Below are 19,583 nucleotides of genomic sequence, written 5' to 3'. Positions count from 1 at the left end.
CGCCCTCGTTGCCAATGACGCCCTCGTTGCCAATGACCCCCTCGTTGCCGGTGACGCCCTCGTTGCCGGTGACCCCCTCGTTGGTGACCCGCGAGCAGCTGCTGGCGCTCGCGGGGACGTCCGGGCAGCCGGTCCTGGACCTGTCGCTGGGCGTGCCGGCCGATCCGCCGCCGCGGGTGGTGCCGGGCCCGGCGGCGCTCGCCGGGGGGTACCCACCCAGCGCCGGGACGCCCGCGTTCCGGGCGGCGGCCGCCGGCTACCTGCTGCGCCGGTTCGGGGTACGCACGGACGCGGTCGCCGCCTGCGCCGGGGCCAAGGAATTCGTCGCCGGGTTGCCCGTGCACCTGCGTCGCCTGCGCGCCGACCCGCGGCGGGACGTGGTGCTGATCCCCGCGCTCTGCTACCCGACGTATGCGGTGGGGGCCGAGCTGGCGGGGCTGCGGGCGTACCGGATGCCGGTCGGTCCTGATCTGCGGATGCGTCCCGAGGAACTGGCGCCGGACATCGCCGGGCGCGCTCTGCTGCTGTGGGTGACCAGCCCCGGCAACCCGGCCGGGGTGCTGGAGGACCTGCCGGCGCTCGCCGCGTGGGGCCGGGAGCACGGTGTGGTGGTCGCGTCCGACGAGGCCTACGCCGAGACGACCTGGGCCGGCCCGCCGCGCACGATCCTGGGCACGGGCACGGGCACGGGCACGGGCACGGGCACGGGCACGGGCGTGGGCGTGGGCGTGGGCACGGGCGTTGGTTCGGGTTTGAGCGCGGGCACGGGCGTGGGCTCGGGCGCGGGCTCGGGCGGGGTGCTCGCGGTGCACAGCCTTGCCAAGCGCTCCAACGCGCCCGGCCTGCGCGCCGGCTTCTACGCGGGCGACCCGGACCTGGTTCGTGCGCTGATACGCAGCCGTCGCGACGCGGGCCTGATGGCGTCGGCCGCGTCCCAGGACGCCGCCGCCCAGCTGCTCGCCGACGACGGGGCCGCGGACGCCCAGCGCGACCGCAACCGGGCCCGGGTCACCGGCCTCGTCGACGCGTTGCGGCACCACGGATTCCCGTGCGACCGGCCCGGCGGCGGCCTGTTCGCCTGGGTCGCGGCCCCGGCCGGTGACGGTGCGGCTTTTGCGCGGCGGCTCGCGGTGGACGCCGGGGTCGTGGTCGCGCCCGGCCTCGGGTACGGACCGGCCGGCGCCGGATCTGTCCGGATCGCCGCGGTGCGCGATCCCGCCGAGGTGGCCGCCCGGCTCGCTCTGCTGAGACCTGAGGAGACGGTGTGATCGACGAACTGTGGGAGCGGCGGGCCGAGCTGTCGCCCGCCGACGACAAGGCCGTACACGTGGTGACCGAGGCCCTCGACCGGCTGGACCGCGGCACCGACCGGGTCGCGACCGTCGGCCCGGACGGCGGGGACGTGATCGTCGACGAGCGGGCCCGCCGGGCGATCCTGCTCGCGTTCCGGCTGTACGGGCTGACCGACTCGCAGGCCGGCCCGTTCCGGTACCGGGACCGGCTGCCGCTCAAGCACCGGTTCGACGGTGTCCGGATGGTGCCCGGCGCGATCGCCCGGTTCGGGTCCCACCTGGCGCCCGGGGCGGTGCTGATGCCGTCGTTCGTCAACATCGGCGCGTACGTCGGGTCCGGGACCATGGTCGACACCTGGGCGACGGTCGGGTCGTGCGCGTCCGTCGGGCAGCGCGTGCACCTGTCCGGCGGCGTCGGCCTCGGCGGCGTGCTCGAACCCGCCGGGGCCGTCCCGGTCGTGGTCGAGGACGACGCGTTCGTCGGGTCCCGCTCGATCGTCGTCGAGGGCGCCCGGGTGCGGACCGGCGCGAAACTCGGCGCGGGCACCCTGCTCACCGGCACCACCCGGGTCGTCGACGCGCAGACCGGCGAGGACCTGCCGCGCGGCGAGGCACCGGCCTGGTCGGTGTGCGTCACGGCCTACCGGCGCCAGAGCTTCCCCGGCGGCGACTTCAGCACCCCCTGCCTGCTGGTGCTGCGCCGCCTCGCGCCGGGCGAGACCCCGGACAACCTGCAGATCAACGACCTCTTCCGAGAGCACGGGTACGCCGCATGAGCACCTTTTCCGCCGACGACCTGCGCGTGGTCGAGGGGTGGCGTGACGTCTACGACTTCCTCTACGAGGACGGCTGGGCCGATGTGATCGGCGAGGACTTCACCGGCTGGGACAGCGTGTACGACGGGACGCCGATCCCGGTCGCCGAGATGCGCGAGTGGCGGATGGCCACCGTGGACCGGGTGCTGGCGCTGCGACCGCGCCGGGTGCTCGAGATCGGCGTCGGGGACGGGCACATCCTGGCCAAGGTCGCCCCGCTCGTGGACCGCTACGTCGGGACGGACCTGTCCTCGGTCGCGATCGACACGTTCCGGGCGAAGCTCACCCACCATCCCCGGCTCGCCGCGAACGTCGAGCTGCACCCGTACGCCGCGCACGAGACCGGCCGGCTCACCGAGACCTTCGACACCGTGATCCTCAACTCGGTGGTGCAGTACTTCCCGGGCCTGGACTACCTGCGGGCGGTCATCGACGCGGCGTCGGCCCGGCTCACCCCCGGCGGCCGGATCTATCTCGGCGACGTGCGCAACGCCCGCAGTGCCCGGGTCCTCGCGTCGGCGGTGCAGCTGCGCCGGATGCCGGCCGGGACGTCGCCCGAGCGGCTGCGGCGCGAGGTCGCCGCGCACCTCGGCCAGGACCGCGAGCTGCTCGTCGACCCGGCCTGGTTCGCCGCGCCCGGCCCGGCGGACATCCAGCTGCGCCGTGGGTACGCCCACAACGAGCTGACCCGCCACCGGTACGACGTCGTGCTCCACCCGGACCGGTTCTCCCTGGCAGAGGCCCCGGTCCTCCCGTGGGGCGGCGACCTGGGCGCGCTCGGGCGGCACCTGCGGGCCGAACGGCCGGGGCGGCTGCGGGTGGTGGACGTACCCGACGACCGGCTCGCCGCCGAGGTGGCCGCCGACCGAGCCCTGCACGACCCCGGCGCTGCCGTGCATGCGTCTGGCGCTGCTGTGCACGAGCCCGGCGCTCCCCTGAACGAGACCGGCGCCGCCTCGCCCGGGCCCGCGGCCGGCCGGGACGGCTCCGGTTCGGCGGTCGATCCGGAGTCGTTCCATGAGATGGCCGCGGAGCTCGGGTACCGGGTCGCGGTGACGTTCGCGCCCGGTGACCCCGGCGCGGTGGATGTGTTGTTCGTGGCCGGGGACAGTGCCCCGGCCGTGTGGACCGACGTGCTGCGGCCCGGTGACCCCGGAGCCGGCACGAGTGACAGGCTGAGGAGCGACAGGTGACCACGCAGACCGCGTACCGTCCGGGGCCGGACCGCGACGAGACCCGGACCGGGCTGCTCGCCGCGATCCGGGAGCGGGTGACGGCCGGCCCGTCGGCCGTGGCACTGGTCGAGGGGGACCGGGCCCTCACCTACGCCGAGCTGTACGCCGAGGCCCAGGGCGTGGCCGCCCGGGTGGTGGCCGCCGGGGCCCGGCCGGGTGACCCGGTCGGGCTGGCCGCCGTGCGCGGGGCGGACACCGTCGTCGCGATGCTCGGCATCCTGCTCGCCGACGCCGGCTTCGTGCCGCTGGATCCCACCGACCCACCCGGCCGCCTCGCCGGCATCGTGCGCGACGCGGGTGTGCACATCGTGGTCACCGGCCCTCGCTTCAGCTCCGCGTTCACCGGCGCGGGGTTGCGCTGCGTCGCCGCCGCCGGACCGGTGGCCGAGGCCGATCCGGTCGCGGTCGGTCCCGCGGGCCTGGGCTGGGCCGACGACCCGGACGCGCTGGCGTACGTCATCCACACCTCGGGCACCACCGGGCGGGCCAAGGGGGTCGGTATCCCGCGGCGGGCGCTCGAACACTTCAGCCGGGTCGCCGTCGACTACTACGAGATGCGGCCCGGCGACCGGATCCTGCAGTTCGTGTCGATGTCGTTCGACGCGTGCATCGAGGAGGTGTTCCCGCCGCTGCTGGCCGGGGCCACGATCGTGCTGCGCGACGACGAGATGATCTCCTCGATCGCGGGGTTCCTGGACCGGTGCGCGGCCTGGGAGATCAGCGTGCTGTTCCTGCCCACCGCGTACTGGCACGAGCTGGTCGACGCGATGGTGCGCGACGGCCTGCGGCTGCCCGCCTCGGTGCGGGTGGTCACCGCCGGTGGGGAGGAGATCCGCTCGGACCGGGTCGCGGGCTGGCGGGCGCTGCCGCTCGACCCGCGGGTGCGGCTGGTCAACGAGTACGGCCCGACCGAATGCACCGTCGTCGCCACCGTCGACGAGCTGGCCGGCCCGCGCAGTGACGCCGAGCTGCCCACCGAGCCGACCGTGGGGCGCCCGCTGCCCGGTGTCGCGTTCCGGGTCGTCGGCGAGGACGGTGCCGACCTGCCCGCCGGACAGGACGGCGAGCTGCTGCTCGGCGGCCCGGTCGTGGCGGTCGGGTACCTCGGCCAGCCCGAGCTCACCGCGAACCGTTTCGGCGTGGGGCAGGACGGGCAGCGTTACTACCGCACCGGTGACCGGGTGCGGCTGCGCCCGGACGGCCGGCTCGCGTTCCGGGGCCGGATCGACCGCCAGCTCAAGGTCCGCGGCTTCCGGGTCGAGCCGGCCGAGGTCGAGCGGGCGCTGCTGGCCCACCCGGCGGTCCGCGACGCCGTCGTCGACCTGGACCGGGCCCGTGGCGCGCTCGCCGCCTACCTGATCATGGACGGTACGGACGTCGGTGCGCTCCGGGCGTACCTGAAAGATCATCTCCCCGCGCACAGCGTGCCGTCGCGTCTCGTGCCGGTGGCGTCGTTCCCGCGCAACGACCGTGACAAGGTCGACTTCCCGGCCCTGCACGGTGCGCCGGAGCTGTCGACCGTCCCGCAGGAGGACGGCACCGAGCTGGAGCGGCAGGTGGCCGCGCTGGCCGCCGGGGTGCTGAAGGCCGGTGCGGTCGGCCTGGACGAGTCGTTGCTGGACCTCGGCGCGCATTCGCTGAGCCTGGTGCAGATCAGCACCCGCATCACCCGCGACCTGGGTGTCCGCCTGACGATCGCCGACCTGCACGCGACCCCGACCGTCCGGGCGATCGCCGCCCTGGTCGCTGCCCGCGCCGCGGATGAAGCCGGTCCCGCGGCGGAGGGGAGGGCCGGCCTCGTCGCGAGGGAAGGCGGCCTCGTCGCGAGGGCAGGCGGCTTTGTCGCGAGGGAAGGCGGCCTTGTCGCGGGGGCAGGCGGCTTGGTCATGGGGGCAGGCGGCTCTGCCGGGGATGAGGTCAGCCCGGTTGCTGCGGGGAAGACCGGCCTTACCGGGGCCGATGGCGGCGTCGGGGCCGGCCTTGCGACTGCGGGTGTGGTGCGGCCGCTCACCGAGTTTCAGCGGGACACGTGGCTGGCCGAGCAGTTCCATCCCGGTACGCCGCTGCACACCATCGGGCTGCGGTACCGGATCACCGGGACCGCCGACCCGGCGCGGATCCAGGCGGCGCTCGACGGGGTCGTCGCCCGGCACGACGCGCTGCGGGCCACGTTCCGGCAGGACGGTGACGAGCCGGTCATGGTGTTCGGCGGTCCGGCCCGCCCGGTGCCGCTCGCGGTCCACCACGCCGGCGGCGACCCGGCCGCGCGGTTGCGGGCGGAACGTGGGCGTACCGTCCTCGATCCGGCGGCCGGCGGTCTGATCGCGGCGACGCTGCTGCTGGGCGACGACGGGACCGAGCTGGTCGTGGCCGTGCACCACCTGGTCTTCGACGGCTGGTCCGCGACGACGCTGGCCGAGGACCTGGCCGCGCTGCTCGACGGTGTGGAGCCCGAGCCCGCCGGGGACTACGCCGGTCACCTGGCGGGCCCGCGGCCGGACTCGCTGCCGTACTGGAAGCAGCGGCTGGCAGGTCTCGACACCGAGGTGCTGGTGCCGGCCGACCGGCCGCGCCCGCCGGTGCGGTCGTTCCGGGGCGGTCTCGTCGAGCGGCCCGTCGACCCGGGGCTGCTCACCGCCGCCGGGGAACTCGCCCGCCGGTCCGGGGCCAGCGTCGCGACCGTCGTGCTGGCCGCGCTGCAGGCCGTGCTGTCGCGGGTCACCGGGCGCACCGACATCACCGTGCTGTCGCCGGTCGCGCACCGCACCGACGCCGGACGGGAGCGGACCGTCGGCGCGTTCATCACCGTCGTGCCGCTGCGCACCGACGTCTCCGGCGACCCGGACTTCGCGACACTGGTGACCCGCGCCCAGGACACCGTGCTGGGCGCGCTCAGCCACGACGACCCGCCGATGGGGCGGCTGCCCGCCGCGCTCGGGCTGCCGGGCCGCCCGGACCGGGGACCGCTGACGCAGGTCATGCTCATCGTGCAGAACACCCCGCCTGCGATCGCCACCAGCGGCGACACCCGGGTGGAGTTCCTCGGCGGCACCCACCCGGACATGACCAAGCTCGATCTGACGTTCAGCGTCGACTTCCCCGACGGCGCCCCCGTCCTGTACGCGGAGTACGCCGCGGAGCTGTTCGACGCGGCGAGCGTGGAACGGCTCGCCGACGAGGTGCTGACCCTGCTCGCCGCCGGGGTGGCCGACCCGCGGCAACCGGTTGCCAGGCTGCCCCTGTTCTCCGCGTCGCAACGGGTCCGGCTCCTCGACGCGGCCTCGGCACCGTCCGCACCGGACCTCGGTGCCCCGGCGGACCTGATCGCCGGGTTCGCCCGCACCACCCCGGACGCGATCGCGGTCAGCCTCGGCGACGAGCGGTGGACGTACCGGCGCCTGGACGACGAGGCGGCGACGCTCGCCACGCGGCTCAGTGCCGCCGGGGTGGGGCGCGGGGACCGGGTCGCGATCCGGTTGCCGCGCAGCCCCGGCAGCTACGCCGCGATCCTGGCGGCGTGGCGGGTCGGCGCGGCATACCTGCCGGTGGACCCGGACTACCCGGTCGACCGCCAGGAATACCTGCTCGCCGACGGCGACGTCCGGGCGGTGATCGGCCCCGGCGGCATCGAGGCGAGGCCGGCCACCGCGGGTTCCGCCGCCCTGGGTTCCGCCGCCCTGGGTTCCGCCGTCGCGCAGGGCGACGCTGCAGGGTCCGACGGCGTGCGGGGTGACGGCGTGCGGGGCGACGGCGTGCAGGGCGACGGCGTGCAGGGTGACGTCGCGTACGTGCTGTACACCTCGGGCACCACCGGGAAGCCCAAGGGTGTGCTGGTGTCGCACGCCAACCTGCGGCACGCCGTCGCCGGCTGGCGGGCGGCCTACGACCTGCGTCCCGGGCAGGTCCACCTGCAGGCGGCCGGGTTCTCGTTCGACGTGTTCGCCGGCGAGAGTCTGCGGGCCCTGGCAACCGGTGGCCACCTGGTCGTCTGCCCCCGGGAGACGCTGCTCGACGCGGACGCGCTGCACGAGCTGCTGCGCACCGAGAAGGTCGCGGTCGCCGAGCTTGTCCCGACCGTGCTGCGCGGTCTGCTCGGCCACGATCGCCTGCCCGACCTGCGGATCCTCGCCGGCGGGGCGGAGAAATGGTACGTCCACGAGTATCGCCGGGCCCGCGCGCTGGTCGGTGCGGGCGGGCGGGTCGTCAACTCGTACGGCGTCACCGAGGCGACCATCGACAACGCGTACTTCGACGGTGACGTGGCCGGGATGGGTGACGACGCGGTGCTGCCGATCGGGCGGCCGTACCCGGGCAACGTGCTGACCGTGCGCGACCCGTACGGCGAGCCGGTCCCGTACGGCACCGCGGGCGAGTTGTGGATCGGCGGCGCGGGGGTGGCACTGGGCTACCACAATCGTCCCGAGCTGACCGCCGAGCGGTTCCGCGACGGGTGGTACCTGACCGGTGACGCGGCACGGGTGCGTCCCGACGGCACGGTGCACCTGCTCGGGCGGCTCGACGATCAGGTGAAGGTCAGCGGGCACCGGATCGAGCTGGGGGAGGTCGAGGCCGCGCTGGCCGCGCTGCCCGGGGTCACCGCCGCGGCCGCCGACGTGCGCGACGGTCGGATCGCCGGATACCTGGTCGGTGTCACGGGACGTGAGCCGGGGCTGCGCCGGGCTCTGCAGGACACGTTGCCGCACTTCGCGGTGCCCGCCCACCTGGTGTCCGTACCGGAGCTGCCGTTGACACCCAACGGCAAGGTGGACCGCCGCGCCCTGCCGGACCCACCACCGGAGAACCACGACGCGGCGCGGGCCGAACCGGAGACCGCGACCCAGCGCGGGCTGGCCACGATCTGGGCGACGCTGCTGGGCCGCGGACCCGGACCCGACGACGCGTTCTTCGCGCTCGGCGGTGACTCGTTCTCGGCGCTGCGGATGGCCCGCGCGGTGCACGCGGAGTACGGCGTGCGGATCGCGTTGCTCGACCTGTACCGCAACCCGGTCCTGCGGGACCTCGCCGCCCACCTCGACAGCCTGCTCGCCCCGGCCCCCGACCCGGCGGCACCGGCGGCCCCGGCGGCCCCGGCCACGTTGCTGCAACGGCTCACCCGCGACGACACGGACCCGACCCGGGGCACGCTGATCTGCCTGCCGTACTCCGGTGGGCACGCGCTGTCGTTCGAGCCGCTCGCCGCGGCCATGCCGGACGGCTGGGCCGTGCACGCGCTGCAGGTGCCCGGCCGGGACTGGAGCAGGCCCGACGAGCCGTCACCCACGTTCGACGACCTGATGACCGCGACGCTGGCGGAGGTCTCCGCACTGCCGGGACCGTTCTATCTGTACGGCCACTGCCACGGTTCCGCGATGACCATGGAACTCGGCCGCCGCATGGAGGCGGCCGGGATGCCGTTGAAGGGAGTGGCGGTCGGGGCGATGTTCCCGATGGCCCGGCTGCCCGGCAAGGTCGCCGACTGGGTGTACCGCCGCTTCCAGCCCGACCGGCTCGTCTCCGACCGGGCCATCCTCGACGAGATCCGCGCCCTGGGCGGCGGTTTCGACGAGTTCGCCGACCCGGCCGAGCGGGCGTTCGCGATGCGCGCGGTCCGCCACGACGAACGCGGCTCCGAGGACTTCTACGCCCGGACGCTGCGCGACGACGGCGGCCCGAAACTGAAGGCCCCGATCCTCAGCGTCGTCGGTGACAAGGACCGGGTCACCGAGCTGTACACCGAGCGCTACCGGGAATGGGAGCAGTACTCCGACGACGTGTCGCTCGCGGTCATCCCCAAGGCCGGTCACGGGTTCCTCAAGCATCAGGCGGTGCCGCTGGCCGGCATCCTCGGCGGGGACTGGCCGGCGCCCGTACCCCGCGAAAAGCTCGACGGCCCGAAACCCAGCCTGCGCCGCTTCGGGGTGGTCGCGGCCGGGCAGTTCGTGTCGCTGGTCGGCAGCGCCCTCAGTCAGCTCGTCATGAGCCTGTGGGTGTTCCAGCAGACCGGGAGGATCACCGACTTCGCGTTCATCAGCGCGGTCGCCCTGCTCCCCGGCATCCTCGCCGGCCCGTTCGCCGGTGCCGTCGCCGACCGCTACGACCGCCGCAAGGTCATGCTCGTCTCCGACGGCGCGGCCGGCCTGGCCACGATCATCCTGATCGGTCTCATGTGGGCGGACAACCTGCAGATCGCCCAGGTGTACGCCCTGTGCGCGCTCACGTCCCTGGCATCGGCCTTCCAACGCCCGGCCTACGCGGCCGCCATCTCCCAGCTGGTCCCGAAGGCGTTCCTCGGGCAGGCGAACGGCATCGCCCAGCTCGGTGTCGGAGCGGGAGCGCTGTTCGCCCCGATGCTCGCCGCGCCGCTGCTGGCGGTCCTGCCGCTGCAGTCGGTGCTGCTGGTCGACGTCGCGACGTTCCTGGTCGCGGTGGTCACCCTGCAGGCCGTGCGGTTCCCGGACCGGGCGTTCAAGAAGCGCGAGGAGACCGTACGGGCACAGATCCTGCACGGCTGGCGCTTCATCGCCAAGCGCCCGGGCCTGGTCTCGGCCCTGTGGTTCTTCACCGTCGACCACATCTTCTACACCGCCGGGTTCGCGCTGATCGTCCCGCTGATCCTGATCGAGCACGACACGGCCACCCTCGGCCTCGTACTCAGCGCCGGCGGCGTGGGTACCCTGGTGGGCGCCCTGATCATGAGCGTCTGGGGCGGCACCGTCCGCCGTACCGACGGCATGATCGTCTTCATGGCGGTGAACAACATCGGCCTCATGGTGGTCGGCCTGTTCACCGAGCCCTGGCTGCTGGTCCTGGGCATGTTCACCATGTCGGCCTCCGAGTCGCTGATCAACGGCCACTGGATGTCGCTGATCCAGGCCAAGGTCGGCTTCGACCTGCAGGGCCGGGTCCTGAGCATCTTCATGACCGTGATGATGCTGACCATGCCGCTCGGGTACGTCCTGGTCGGCCCGGCCGCCGACCACTGGTTCCGCCCCCTGCTCGAACCCTCCGGAGCCCTGGCCGGCACGCTCGGCCCGGTCCTCGGCACCGGTCCGGGCCGGGGACTGGCCCTGGTCATCGTGGTCAGCGGCATCATCATGACGCTGTGGGCGGCCCGGGGCTGGTTCAACCGCCGGTTGCGCTTCGTCGAGGACGCCCTGCCCGACCTGACCCCCACCGGTGAGATCGAGGACCGCGACACCCAGCAACGCCTGGCGGACGCCCGCCTCTGACCCGTCGACGGAGCGGGGGCCGCACCCGGCCCCCGCTCTGGTGGTCGCCGCCGGCGCGTGCCAGGATCGACGCGTTCCCCTGCCCCGGCGCGTCATCAAGGCGGTGTCCCGTGAGAGTGCTGTTCCTCGGCACCGCCGCCGGCGGCGGGCTGCCGCAGTGGAACTGCGGCTGCCCCGGCTGTGCCCGGGCCCGCCGCACCGGCACCGAGCGCACCGGGGACGGCCTCGCCGTGACCGGCGACGGTGACGCGTGGTACCTGATCAACGCCTCTGCGGACATCCGCACCCAGCTGCTGCGCACCCCCGGCCTCGCCCCGGCACCGGGGACCCGCCGCACCCCCGTGCGCGGCGTGCTGCTCACCAGCGCCGAACCCGGCCACACCCTCGGCCTGGCCGCACTGCGCGAAGCCGAGTCCCTGACCGTGCACGCCACCGAGACGGTGCTGGCGGTGACCCCGTCGCTCGCCCTCGCCGCCGCTCGCACCGAGGTGACCACCCGCCCGGTCGTCGCGGGCAAACCGCTCGACCTCGACGGCGGCCTCACCGTCACCCCGGTGGCGCTCGGCACCAGGAAACCCCGCTACGCGGCCGCCGCGCCGGACGCCACCGACGGGGTGACCGGCTACCGCGTCACCGCCAACGGCCGGACCCTGGTGTACGCCCCGTGCCTGCCCGGCTGGAGCGAGTCCTTCACCGAGGCCACCCTCGGGGCCGACGCCGTGATCCTGGACGGCACGCACTACCGCGAGGACGAGATCCCCGGCCGCAGCGCCCGGGCCGCCGGCCACCTCCCGATGGTCGACTCCCTGCCGCTGATCACCGGCCACCACGGCCCGGCCTACGTGTACACCCACCTCAACCACACCAACCCGGCCGCCCACGAGGACACCACCGAGCACCGGACGGTGACCGCGTCCGGTGCCCGCGTCGCCCCCGAGGCCGGCGACCTCAGCTTCGCCTGACGAGCGTTCAGAGATCCCCGAAGCTCGTCACCCCGGCCGCCGCGGTCAGCTCGGCGCGGATGTCCGGGCACGTCTCGCGCGCCTGGGCGTCGATCACGTCGCCGTCGAGCTGGTCGAGATGGTCGCCGTACAGGTCGGCGATGCTGGTGGTCAGCTGGGCCATCACGCCGATCTCGGTGCCCGGCTCCTTGATCCGGGGCGCTTCCTTCTCCAGGTACGCACAGAGCTCGTCCGCCGGGATCGGGGCGGCGGCGGCCGGGGCGTCGGCGGGAGCCGGGCCGGCGGTGGTGGGGGAGGAGGAGCAGCCCGTCAGTACCAGGGCGAGCACCAGGGTCACGGAGGCGAATACCGGTCGTGGAGTCATGGCCCGAGGGAAACCCGCCCCGCTTAAGGACGTCTTAACGCCCGTCAGGACGTCGCGCCGGGCTCGTTGACGATGATCGGCTCGCGGTACAGCACCTGCAGCAGGAGGTCGCCCTTCTTCGTCTCCCTCGTCGACCAGGGGAGCCGGCCCCAGGTGGTGCCGCTGTCCTGGTCCTGGCCGACGAGCTTGCCGGTGTCACGGTCCTCAGGGTGCATCACACGGGTACTTCGCCGCCACCCGAAAAGTGTTCGCACCGGGCGGCTGCCTAGGTGAGGGCGTTCCGCAGAGCTGTGGCCAGCCAGCGCAAGTCCTCGGTGGCGTCGGACGCGCCGCGTTCCCCGCGCACCCGGGAGACCAGCCCGCGGTACCGCTCCGCGCCCGCGTCGATGCCTGCCTCGAGGGATACCAGGATCGCACCGAGATCGGCATCGCCGAACATGGTGGCGACCAGGTCGGCGGCGGCCGGCTCGTCGGGGCGAACGCCGTTGTCCCTGGCTCGGGCGACGGTGTCCACGATCTGCCGGGCCCACCAGATGCGTGCACCAGGTGGCGTGGTCCGCCCGGGTACGGGGGTGTTCAGTTCCAGGAACGTCCGCATCCGGGCCCGGAAGTCCGGGTCCTGCAGCAGTCCCGCCACGGTGATCCAGGCGTCCACCTGCTCGGGCGACGGATCATCGGGCAGGTCGATGCGCAGGTCGCGTACCCGGTCGCGCAGGTCCGGGCCGATGTCGAGACCGCCGTACACGTCCGCGGTGAAGTCGTCGATGATCCGCAGACGTTCCGTGGCGGACAGCCGTGCCAGCCGGTTCATCAGTGCTGTCTCCTCAGTGGTGGATCGGCGTTTCGACACGGTGGACAGGACGGCCCGGCTGACCTTCAGGGCACGGATCTGGGCGTCGATCGCGGCCACGTGCGCGTCGGCGACCTCGGCGACGGTGGCCCGGCCGTCGAGCACCCGCCGTACGTCGTCGAGGCCGAGCCCCAGCTCCCGTAACGTGCGGACGAGGTCGACGCGGGCCACGGACGTGGCGTCGTACAGCCGGTAGCCGCTCGGTGAGCGGCTCACCGGCGGGACGGCTCCCTCGTCGGACCAGAAGCGCAGGGTTCGTGCGGTGAGGCCGGTGCGGCGCGCGAGCCGGCCGATGGTGAGCAGGTCTGCTTGTTCGTCCATGGGTGCATCCTCGACGTTGCAGCGGCTGGAAGGTCAACCGCTCACCGCGAGCGTCACGAGACCCGTTGCCGGGCCTGCAGTGATCGGGCGAGTTCGTCGGGGGTCATCGGCCGGGCGAAGTGGTATCCCTGGGCGTACCGGTAGCCGGCGGCGAGAAGCCTGGCCGCCTGTTCGGGGGTCTCGACGCCCTCGGCGACGGCTTTCATGCTGAGTCCGTTGGTGAAGCCGATGATGTTCTCGACGATGACGGCGCCGGTGCCGTCGGAGGCGTCACCGCTGACGAAGGACTTGTCGATCTTCAGGACGTCGACCGGGCAGTCGAGCAGCAGGCTCAACGACGAATGGCCGGTGCCGAAATCGTCCAGCGCGATCTGCAGACCGAGTGCTTTGAGCGCGGTGATGGCCTGCACCGCGGTGTCGGCGCTGAGGACCGCTGTCTCGGTCACTTCGATGAGCAGGCGGCTCCGGTCGACGCCGGCGCGGTCGATGATGCCGGCGATGGCCTGGGTGAAGCCGGGTTCGGCCAGTTGCCGGGCCGAGACGTTGATGCTGATCCGGGGCGGGGCGTCGGTACCGTAATCGCGCTGCCAGGCCGCGGCCTGGCGGCAGGCCTGGTCGAGGACCCAGTAGCCCAGCTCGATGATGAAGCCGTTGCGTTCGGCGAGCGGGATGAAGATGTCCGGTGACACCAGGCCGTGCTCGGGGTGGCGCCAGCGCAGCAGGGCCTCCACGCCGGCGAGTTCCCCGTCGGGGAGGGTGACGATGGGCTGGTAGAGCAGGTGCAACTGCTCGCCGGTGATGGCCCGGCGCAGGTCGGTGCTGAGCCGGGCGGTCTCCTCGGCGAGCGTGTCCATGATCGGGTCGAACCAGGCCCACCGGTCGCCGCCGGCCGCTTTCGCGGCGTACATGGCCACGTCGGCGCGGCGCAGCAGTTCCTGGGGGTCGTCGGTGTGCCGGCTGTCGGTGACACCGAGGCTGACCCGGGGCAGGGCCTGCGTGCCGTTGAGGTCGACCGGGTCCCGCAGCACGGTCAGGGTGGTGTCCAGCAGCGTGTCGAGCTCGCCGGGTGCGAGGTCGTCGAGCAGGACGACGAACTCGTCGCCGCCGAGACGCGCCACGGTGCCCCGCGAGCCGGTGACCCGGTCGAGGCGCGCGGCGACCGTACTGATGAGAACGTCTCCCATGCCGTGGCCGAGCCGGTCGTTGACGGTCTTGAAGTCGTCGAGGTCGAGCACGAGGACGTGCAGGGTGCCGCCGTGCCGGAGCAGCTCACCGGTGCGGTGCTCGAAGAACGCGCGGTTGCCGACGTCGGTGAGCTTGTCGTGGGTGGCGTCGTGCTCGAGTTGCCGCTGGTAGTGCCGCATCCGGGTCAGGCTCGCGTCGACGGTGTCCAGCAGCTGCTGGTTGTCGCGCAGCACCACGATCTGGCGGGCGATGACCAGGGCGGTGAGCAGCACCGACGCCACCTCCATGATCACCGTCTCCCGCGGGTCACCGGTGCCGGTGAGCAGGAGCAGGGCATCCGCGGCGGCGACGGCGACGTAGGGCACCGGGTTGATCCGGCGCGAGCGGCGCCGCGGTCTCGGGCCGGCCGGTGCGGTGCGCATCTGCCGGGCCGCGGCGAGCTGCACACTGAAGGCGGCCGTCGACACCGCCACGAAACTCGACGACAGATAGGGCTTGTCGATGAGGAAGGGGGAGAGCCCGCCGAGAACGGAGCTGACGGCGGTGCCCGTCGCCAGGTGGTACAGGGCCCGGCGGTTCAGCAGTCCGGCACCGGCGAAGGCCACCTTGGCGAACGTGATCATCGAGACGAACGAGATCATGCAGATGGACAGCATCGCCGCCGCCGAGCCGGTCTGTGCACGCCAGAGCTGGTGCTCGCTCAGGGAGAAGTGCCACAGGAACGCGCTGGTGGTCACGAGCACCACGCAGGAGTCCAGTGCGAACCGGACCCAGTCCGCCCGGCTGCGCTGCCAGGCCGGCAGGCGCAGCAGGGCCCAGATCACGATCGCGGTGACGGCCAGGTACAGGACCATCGTCAGCGGGCCGAGGCGCTGCGACGGTGCGGTACCACCGACGGCGTCGTGGGCGTTGGCCAGGATACCGACGCCCAGCAGGGCACAGGCCAGGCTCACGTGGTGCCAGAAGCGGCGGGTGCCGGCGTCGAAGCGCGGGTCCCGAGCCGCCCGGCGGCAGCTGTGGGCGGCCAGGCCGGCCATGACGGGCAACGGGAGCCAGCCGAGCACCGGGTGTGCGTGGACGTGTCCCAGACCGGCGCCGAACCAGAGGAAGCTGGCGGCCAGCAGCACGCCACCGGCCAGCATGGGCGCGCGATCTCGGGTGAGGTGCCGTGTCAGGGGCATGCTGGGCGTCCTCCGCTACCGGTGCCGGGACTCGTGTCGATCGGTTCACCGGCGGCCGGGTTGAGGAGATCCCGCGTTGCACGAGAGGTGCGGATCAGCGCGGCGGTCAGCCGGCGACGATGAAACGGGCCTTGCCGGCCTTCTTGGCCGTGTACATGGCCAGGTCCGCCTCGCGCAGCACGTCGTCCGCCTCGTCCCCGGGGCGGTTGAGGGCGATCCCCACGCTCGCCGTCACCGTCGCCGTGCCGCCCCGCAGCAGGTAGGGACGGCCCACCGTCTCCACGATGCGGGCCGCCGCCACCCGGACGTCCGCGGTCAGCGCGAGACGCTCGGTGAGCACGGCGAACTCGTCGCCGCCGAACCGGGCGATGGTGTCGCTCGCCCGCAGGCAGGTGCTGAGGCGGCCGCCGACCTCGCGCAGCAGGGCGTCGCCGCTGGCGTGGCCGAGGCGGTCGTTGACCTGTTTGAAGCCGTCCAGGTCGATGAAGATCACCGCGAAGGACTCGCCGGTACGGGCATGGGTGACCAGGGCGTGGGTGACGCGCTCGTGGAAGAGACTGCGGTTGGCGAGACCGGTGAGGGGATCGTGGAAGGCGAGGTGTTCGAGCTCGCTCTCGCGTTCGCGCAGCCGGTGCTCGACCTCCTCGCGGCGGGCGATGTCGCCGCGCAGGTCGGCGGTGGCCTGCTCGACCTGGGTGACGGCCCGGTTGCGGGCTCCGGCGAGCACCCCGACCAGGACGGCGAGGATGATCGTGATGCCGAGGCAGGAGCCGGTCGCCACCGTCCGCAGGGTCTGGTCGGCGCCGGTCAGCAGCGCGTCGGTGGGATGGACGGTGAGGCGCCACACCCGCTGGCCGACGCTGACCGCGCGTTCGCGGACCAGGGCCGGGTCGGTGTCCTGCCGGCCGGGGACCGTGCTGGCGATGACGGTGCCGGTCGGCTCGTTCACGACCACCCGGACCACGCCGCGGGCGTGGTCGCTCAGCGTGCGGTCGAGGAAGTCGGCGCCGTGCACGCCCATGACGAGCCAGCCCCGGAAGACGCCGGTACGGGTCGTCACGCGGGCCACGAGACTGAAGGACGCCGCCGGCACCGCCCGGCCCCGGTCCTTGATCAGCACGTACGCGCGGGTGGCGGTGAGGTCTCCGCTGAAGCGGGCCGCGAGCAGCGCCTCGCTGAGCTCCGGGGCGGTGCCGACGTCGGTGCCGGGGGCGACCGGGGCGCCGTCCAGCGAGCGGGAGTAGATCACGAAGTCGTGCGACGGTCCGGGACCGGACGGGGCGAGGGTGAGCCCGGTGGCGCCGTGGGCCCGCCAGTAGCGCTGGGCGGCGGGGATGCCGGTCTCGGTGACCCGGCTGACGAACGCGAGGCCGCTGGCGCCGGGCAGCCGGTCGGCGTCCAGGCCGTCGGTGATGTCGTGGAAGTCGTCGCTCTCGAGGTCGGTCTGCGCGGCCACCGCCCGGGACATGTCGGTGAGCGTCTCGCCGTACCGGTTGATCTCGTCGGTGACGGCGGCGCTGACCTCGGTCGCGTAGCGGTCCATCGACTGGGCCTCGTAGCGTTGCTCGCTGCGGCTCAGCGTGAAGCCGACCAGCGCGGTCACGATGCTGCCGGCCAGGAGCACCGCGGCGACCAGCAGCACGGCGGTCCAGCGACGGCGGGCGCCGGCCGCCGTATTCCACGTCACATGTCACTCATCGGCAACCGGCCGGGAAACCTGACCGCACCGCCGGGACCGTACCGCTGGGGCAGCGCCCGGACGTTGCGTCCGAAACCGGTCGCGGAGTCCGGGGTGGCCCCGAACAGGTCGAGGACCCCGGTGACGACCAGGATCGTCCGGACCACGCCCCGGGCGTTGATGATCTCCGCCCGTTTGCCGGACTCCCGGGCCCGCAGGCAGCCGGCCACCACCGCCCCGACGGCCTCGGAGTCCAGGAACAGGGTGTCGTGCAGGTCGACCACCAGCAGCGGGGCGGCGTTGTCGGTGGCGGCGTCGGACAGTTCGCGGCGCAGGTCGTCGCAGGCGTCGCCGTCGACGTCGCCGGAGAGCCGGACACAGACCTCCCGGCCGCCGTCGATCATGACCCGGGTGATGCCGTAATGGTCGGAGCTCATCGTCCTGTTGTAGCAGCAGGCCCCGGTGACGTCCCTCGATCGGATGGTCCCCGGCTACCGCGCCGATCGGAACGCGGAGATCAACGCCCGTTCCTTCTCCGGGCTCAACCCGGCCCTGCGCGGCCGCTCCAGCCCGCGGGCCCGTTCGAAGGCCAGGATGTCGGCGATCATGGCGGCCCGGTCCCGGTGGTGCAGGCCCGCGGCCACGGCGGCCGCTCCGGTACGGGTGGACCACCCCTCGTGTCCCGGCTCGACCAGCCACATGGCCAGGGAGTCCGTACCCATGTACTGCTCGACGCCCTGCTCCACGAGCCATGACGCGGGCACCTCGACCACCGGCCCGGTGTGCCCGCCGGCGGCCCGGCACAGCTCGACCCATGCACCGAACGGCACCACCGGGCCGACCACGTCGTACGCGCCGGTGGTGCCGCGCCGCGCGCTGTCGAGGATCCACGCGGCCTGGTCGCGGACGTCGACGACCTGGGTCGCCACGTCCGGGGTGCCGGGCACCAGCAGCGGCTCCCGCGGTGAGCGGGCGGCCCGGGCCACCCACGCCCCGGACCGGTCGCTGGTGTCACCGGGCCCGCCGATCAGCCCGGACCGGGCGATGAGCAACCGGTCCCCGAGCACCGCGGCACAGGCCCGCTCACAGGCCACCTTCGCCTCGCCGTACAGCTCCCGGTCCACCTCGTCGAGGTCGGTGCCGTCCCGCAGCGGCGACGACTCGTCGGCCCCCGGCTTGTCGAACGCCGCGTACGCGTTGCCCGACGACACGTACGTCCAATGGCCGGCCTGATCACCCAGGGCGGCGACGGCCCGGCGTACGAATCCGGGTTGCCAGGAGACGTCGACCACCGCGTCCCAGTGCCGGTCCCGCACCCCGTCGTAGGCGGCCGGGTCGGTGCGGTCGGCGCTGACGAGCCGGCTGCCGTCCGCCACCGGCCCGCTCTCACCACGGGCCAGGCACGTGACGTCGTGCCCCCGGCCGACGGCCTGCCGGGCGATCTCCCGGCCGAGCCACTGCGTCCCACCGAGCACCAGGATCTCCATCCGCCGAGCAGACCAGCCCGTCGTACGGTCAGGCAAGCCACGTTCGCGCGTGGCTGAACGCCAGGAGCCGTCAAGCCGGTTCGACGGGCAGCCAGAGTTCACAGGTCGCGGTGCTGAAGTCGTCCGCACGATCGAGCACCGCCACGATCTCCGGGCCCGGCCGCAGCCGCCAGGGGTTGGAGGGGAACCACTCGGTCGCGGTGGTGGCCCAGGTGTGCTGCAGGGTCCGCGGATGCGGCCCCGTGGTCCGGACGACCACCCATCGGCCGGCCGGGACCTCGATGACGGCGAGACCGCCGGGGACCGGCGTGGCCGCGGACACCGCGACCCCGTGCAGGTAGGTCAGCTCGCTGCCCTCGGTGCGGTCGGGGTCGAGGTCGGCACTGACCGCGAGCAGGCCCGCCGGCTCGGTGTCACCGAGGGCCCCCAGGCGCGGGTGTTCCTCCGCGGGCAATGCGGTGAGGTGCTGCCGGATGTGCGGGTTGACGCCGTGGTGGAGCAGCGGTACGCGGGCGGCGTGCCCCACCAGCCGGAACCCGGGTCGGTCGGCGATGCGGGTGTCCATGCGTTCGCCGCCTTCCACGGTCAGGTGGAACCTCAGCCGCGGCTGGGTGCGCAGGGGACCGCCGGCGCGGCGCACCTCACCGGGGCCGGCGCCGTGGACCGCCCGGAACGCCCGCCCGAACGCCTCGGCCGAGCCGTATCCGTGCCGGACGGCGACGCTCAGCAGGTCCTGCTCACCGCGGACGACATCGGCGGCGGCGACGGTCATGCGGCGCCGGCGCACGTACTCCGACAGCGGCATGCCGGCCAGCGACGAGAACATCCGGCGCAGGTGGTACTCGGTCGTGCCCAGCGTGCGGGCCACGACCGTGACGTCGAGGTCCCCGGGCAGGCCCTGTTCGACGAGGTCGACGAGCCGGTTGAGTGCCGGGATCATGAAGCCTCCGTACCGGGTCGATCGTGGTGGACGGCGCGCCGACA

Annotated in this window: 13 protein-coding genes; 5 read left to right on the top strand and 8 right to left on the bottom strand. The window is 73.6% G+C overall.

All coding sequences use genetic code 11. The features are described from left to right. Window positions 1–68 precede the first annotated feature (68 nt). From ACIA6A_RS01515 to pqqB, 5 genes are all read left to right on the top strand, one after another. Window positions 69–1,268 (top strand): pyridoxal phosphate-dependent aminotransferase, encoded by a 1,200-nt coding sequence (locus ACIA6A_RS01515; RefSeq protein WP_396095405.1) that lies wholly within the window; start codon window positions 69–71, stop codon window positions 1,266–1,268. Then, entirely contained in the window at window positions 1,265–2,068 is an 804-nt protein-coding gene (locus ACIA6A_RS01510) for a 2,3,4,5-tetrahydropyridine-2,6-dicarboxylate N-succinyltransferase (protein ID WP_396095404.1), read from the top strand. Before ACIA6A_RS01515 ends, ACIA6A_RS01510 begins: the two co-directional genes overlap by 4 nt. Beyond that, entirely contained in the window at window positions 2,065–3,300 is a 1,236-nt protein-coding gene (locus ACIA6A_RS01505) for a class I SAM-dependent methyltransferase (RefSeq protein ID WP_396095403.1), read from the top strand. Before ACIA6A_RS01510 ends, ACIA6A_RS01505 begins: the two co-directional genes overlap by 4 nt. Next, entirely contained in the window at window positions 3,297–10,571 is a 7,275-nt protein-coding gene (locus ACIA6A_RS01500; protein WP_396095402.1) for an amino acid adenylation domain-containing protein, read from the top strand. The genes ACIA6A_RS01505 and ACIA6A_RS01500 overlap by 4 nt, the downstream gene beginning before the upstream one ends. 110 nt (window positions 10,572–10,681) lie before the next feature. Next, window positions 10,682–11,533 (top strand): pyrroloquinoline quinone biosynthesis protein PqqB, encoded by an 852-nt coding sequence (gene pqqB / locus ACIA6A_RS01495; RefSeq protein WP_396095401.1) that lies wholly within the window; start codon window positions 10,682–10,684, stop codon window positions 11,531–11,533. 7 nt (window positions 11,534–11,540) lie between these two features. Here the strand turns inward: pqqB and ACIA6A_RS01490 are convergent, their stop codons facing one another. From ACIA6A_RS01490 to ACIA6A_RS01455, 8 genes are all read right to left on the bottom strand, one after another. Then, window positions 11,541–11,897, bottom strand: coding sequence for a hypothetical protein (locus tag ACIA6A_RS01490; RefSeq protein WP_396095400.1), 357 nt, complete (start codon window positions 11,895–11,897; stop codon window positions 11,541–11,543). 44 nt (window positions 11,898–11,941) lie between these two features. Beyond that, on the bottom strand, window positions 11,942–12,112 hold the full coding sequence (locus ACIA6A_RS01485; RefSeq protein WP_396095399.1) for a hypothetical protein: 171 nt from the start codon (window positions 12,110–12,112) through the stop codon (window positions 11,942–11,944). Between the two features lie 50 nt (window positions 12,113–12,162). Continuing rightward, on the bottom strand, window positions 12,163–13,068 hold the full coding sequence (locus ACIA6A_RS01480; protein ID WP_396095398.1) for a MerR family transcriptional regulator: 906 nt from the start codon (window positions 13,066–13,068) through the stop codon (window positions 12,163–12,165). A gap of 53 nt (window positions 13,069–13,121) precedes the next feature. Continuing rightward, window positions 13,122–15,434: a putative bifunctional diguanylate cyclase/phosphodiesterase gene (locus ACIA6A_RS01475; protein WP_396095397.1), complete on the bottom strand. Its 2,313-nt coding sequence runs from the start codon at window positions 15,432–15,434 to the stop codon at window positions 13,122–13,124. Between the two features lie 106 nt (window positions 15,435–15,540). Next, window positions 15,541–17,121: a diguanylate cyclase domain-containing protein gene (locus tag ACIA6A_RS01470; protein WP_396095396.1), complete on the bottom strand. Its 1,581-nt coding sequence runs from the start codon at window positions 17,119–17,121 to the stop codon at window positions 15,541–15,543. Continuing rightward, entirely contained in the window at window positions 17,118–17,549 is a 432-nt protein-coding gene (locus ACIA6A_RS01465; RefSeq protein ID WP_396095395.1) for an STAS domain-containing protein, read from the bottom strand. The genes ACIA6A_RS01470 and ACIA6A_RS01465 overlap by 4 nt, the downstream gene beginning before the upstream one ends. 54 nt (window positions 17,550–17,603) lie before the next feature. Further along, complete coding sequence (locus tag ACIA6A_RS01460) at window positions 17,604–18,599, bottom strand: NAD-dependent epimerase/dehydratase family protein (protein ID WP_396095394.1); 996 nt, start codon at window positions 18,597–18,599, stop codon at window positions 17,604–17,606. Window positions 18,600–18,669: 70 nt separating this feature from the next. Further along, the gene (locus ACIA6A_RS01455; protein ID WP_396095393.1) at window positions 18,670–19,539 is read right to left on the bottom strand and encodes a GyrI-like domain-containing protein; all 870 of its coding nucleotides are present in this window, start codon (window positions 19,537–19,539) and stop codon (window positions 18,670–18,672) included. Window positions 19,540–19,583 lie beyond the last annotated feature (44 nt).

It is taken from the genome of Actinoplanes sp. NPDC051494 (assembly GCF_044454705.1).
Classification (GTDB): Bacteria; Actinomycetota; Actinomycetes; order Mycobacteriales; family Micromonosporaceae; genus Actinoplanes.
The sequence above is the reverse complement of the archived record's forward strand: the minus strand, read 5'-3'. Positions and strand labels throughout refer to the sequence as shown.

What these genes read in the sequence shown, in the direction of transcription:
- ACIA6A_RS01485 (WP_396095399.1), bottom strand. Translation starts at nt 12,112, where the DNA reads ATGCACCCTGAGGACCGTGACACCGGCAAGCTCGTCGGCCAGGACCAG.
- ACIA6A_RS01455 (WP_396095393.1), bottom strand. Translation starts at nt 19,539, where the DNA reads ATGATCCCGGCACTCAACCGGCTCGTCGACCTCGTCGAACAGGGCCTG.
- ACIA6A_RS01475 (WP_396095397.1), bottom strand. Translation starts at nt 15,434, where the DNA reads ATGCCCCTGACACGGCACCTCACCCGAGATCGCGCGCCCATGCTGGCC.
- ACIA6A_RS01505 (WP_396095403.1), top strand. Translation starts at nt 2,065, where the DNA reads ATGAGCACCTTTTCCGCCGACGACCTGCGCGTGGTCGAGGGGTGGCGT.
- ACIA6A_RS01460 (WP_396095394.1), bottom strand. Translation starts at nt 18,599, where the DNA reads ATGGAGATCCTGGTGCTCGGTGGGACGCAGTGGCTCGGCCGGGAGATC.
- ACIA6A_RS01465 (WP_396095395.1), bottom strand. Translation starts at nt 17,549, where the DNA reads ATGAGCTCCGACCATTACGGCATCACCCGGGTCATGATCGACGGCGGC.
- ACIA6A_RS01480 (WP_396095398.1), bottom strand. Translation starts at nt 13,068, where the DNA reads ATGGACGAACAAGCAGACCTGCTCACCATCGGCCGGCTCGCGCGCCGC.
- ACIA6A_RS01490 (WP_396095400.1), bottom strand. Translation starts at nt 11,897, where the DNA reads ATGACTCCACGACCGGTATTCGCCTCCGTGACCCTGGTGCTCGCCCTG.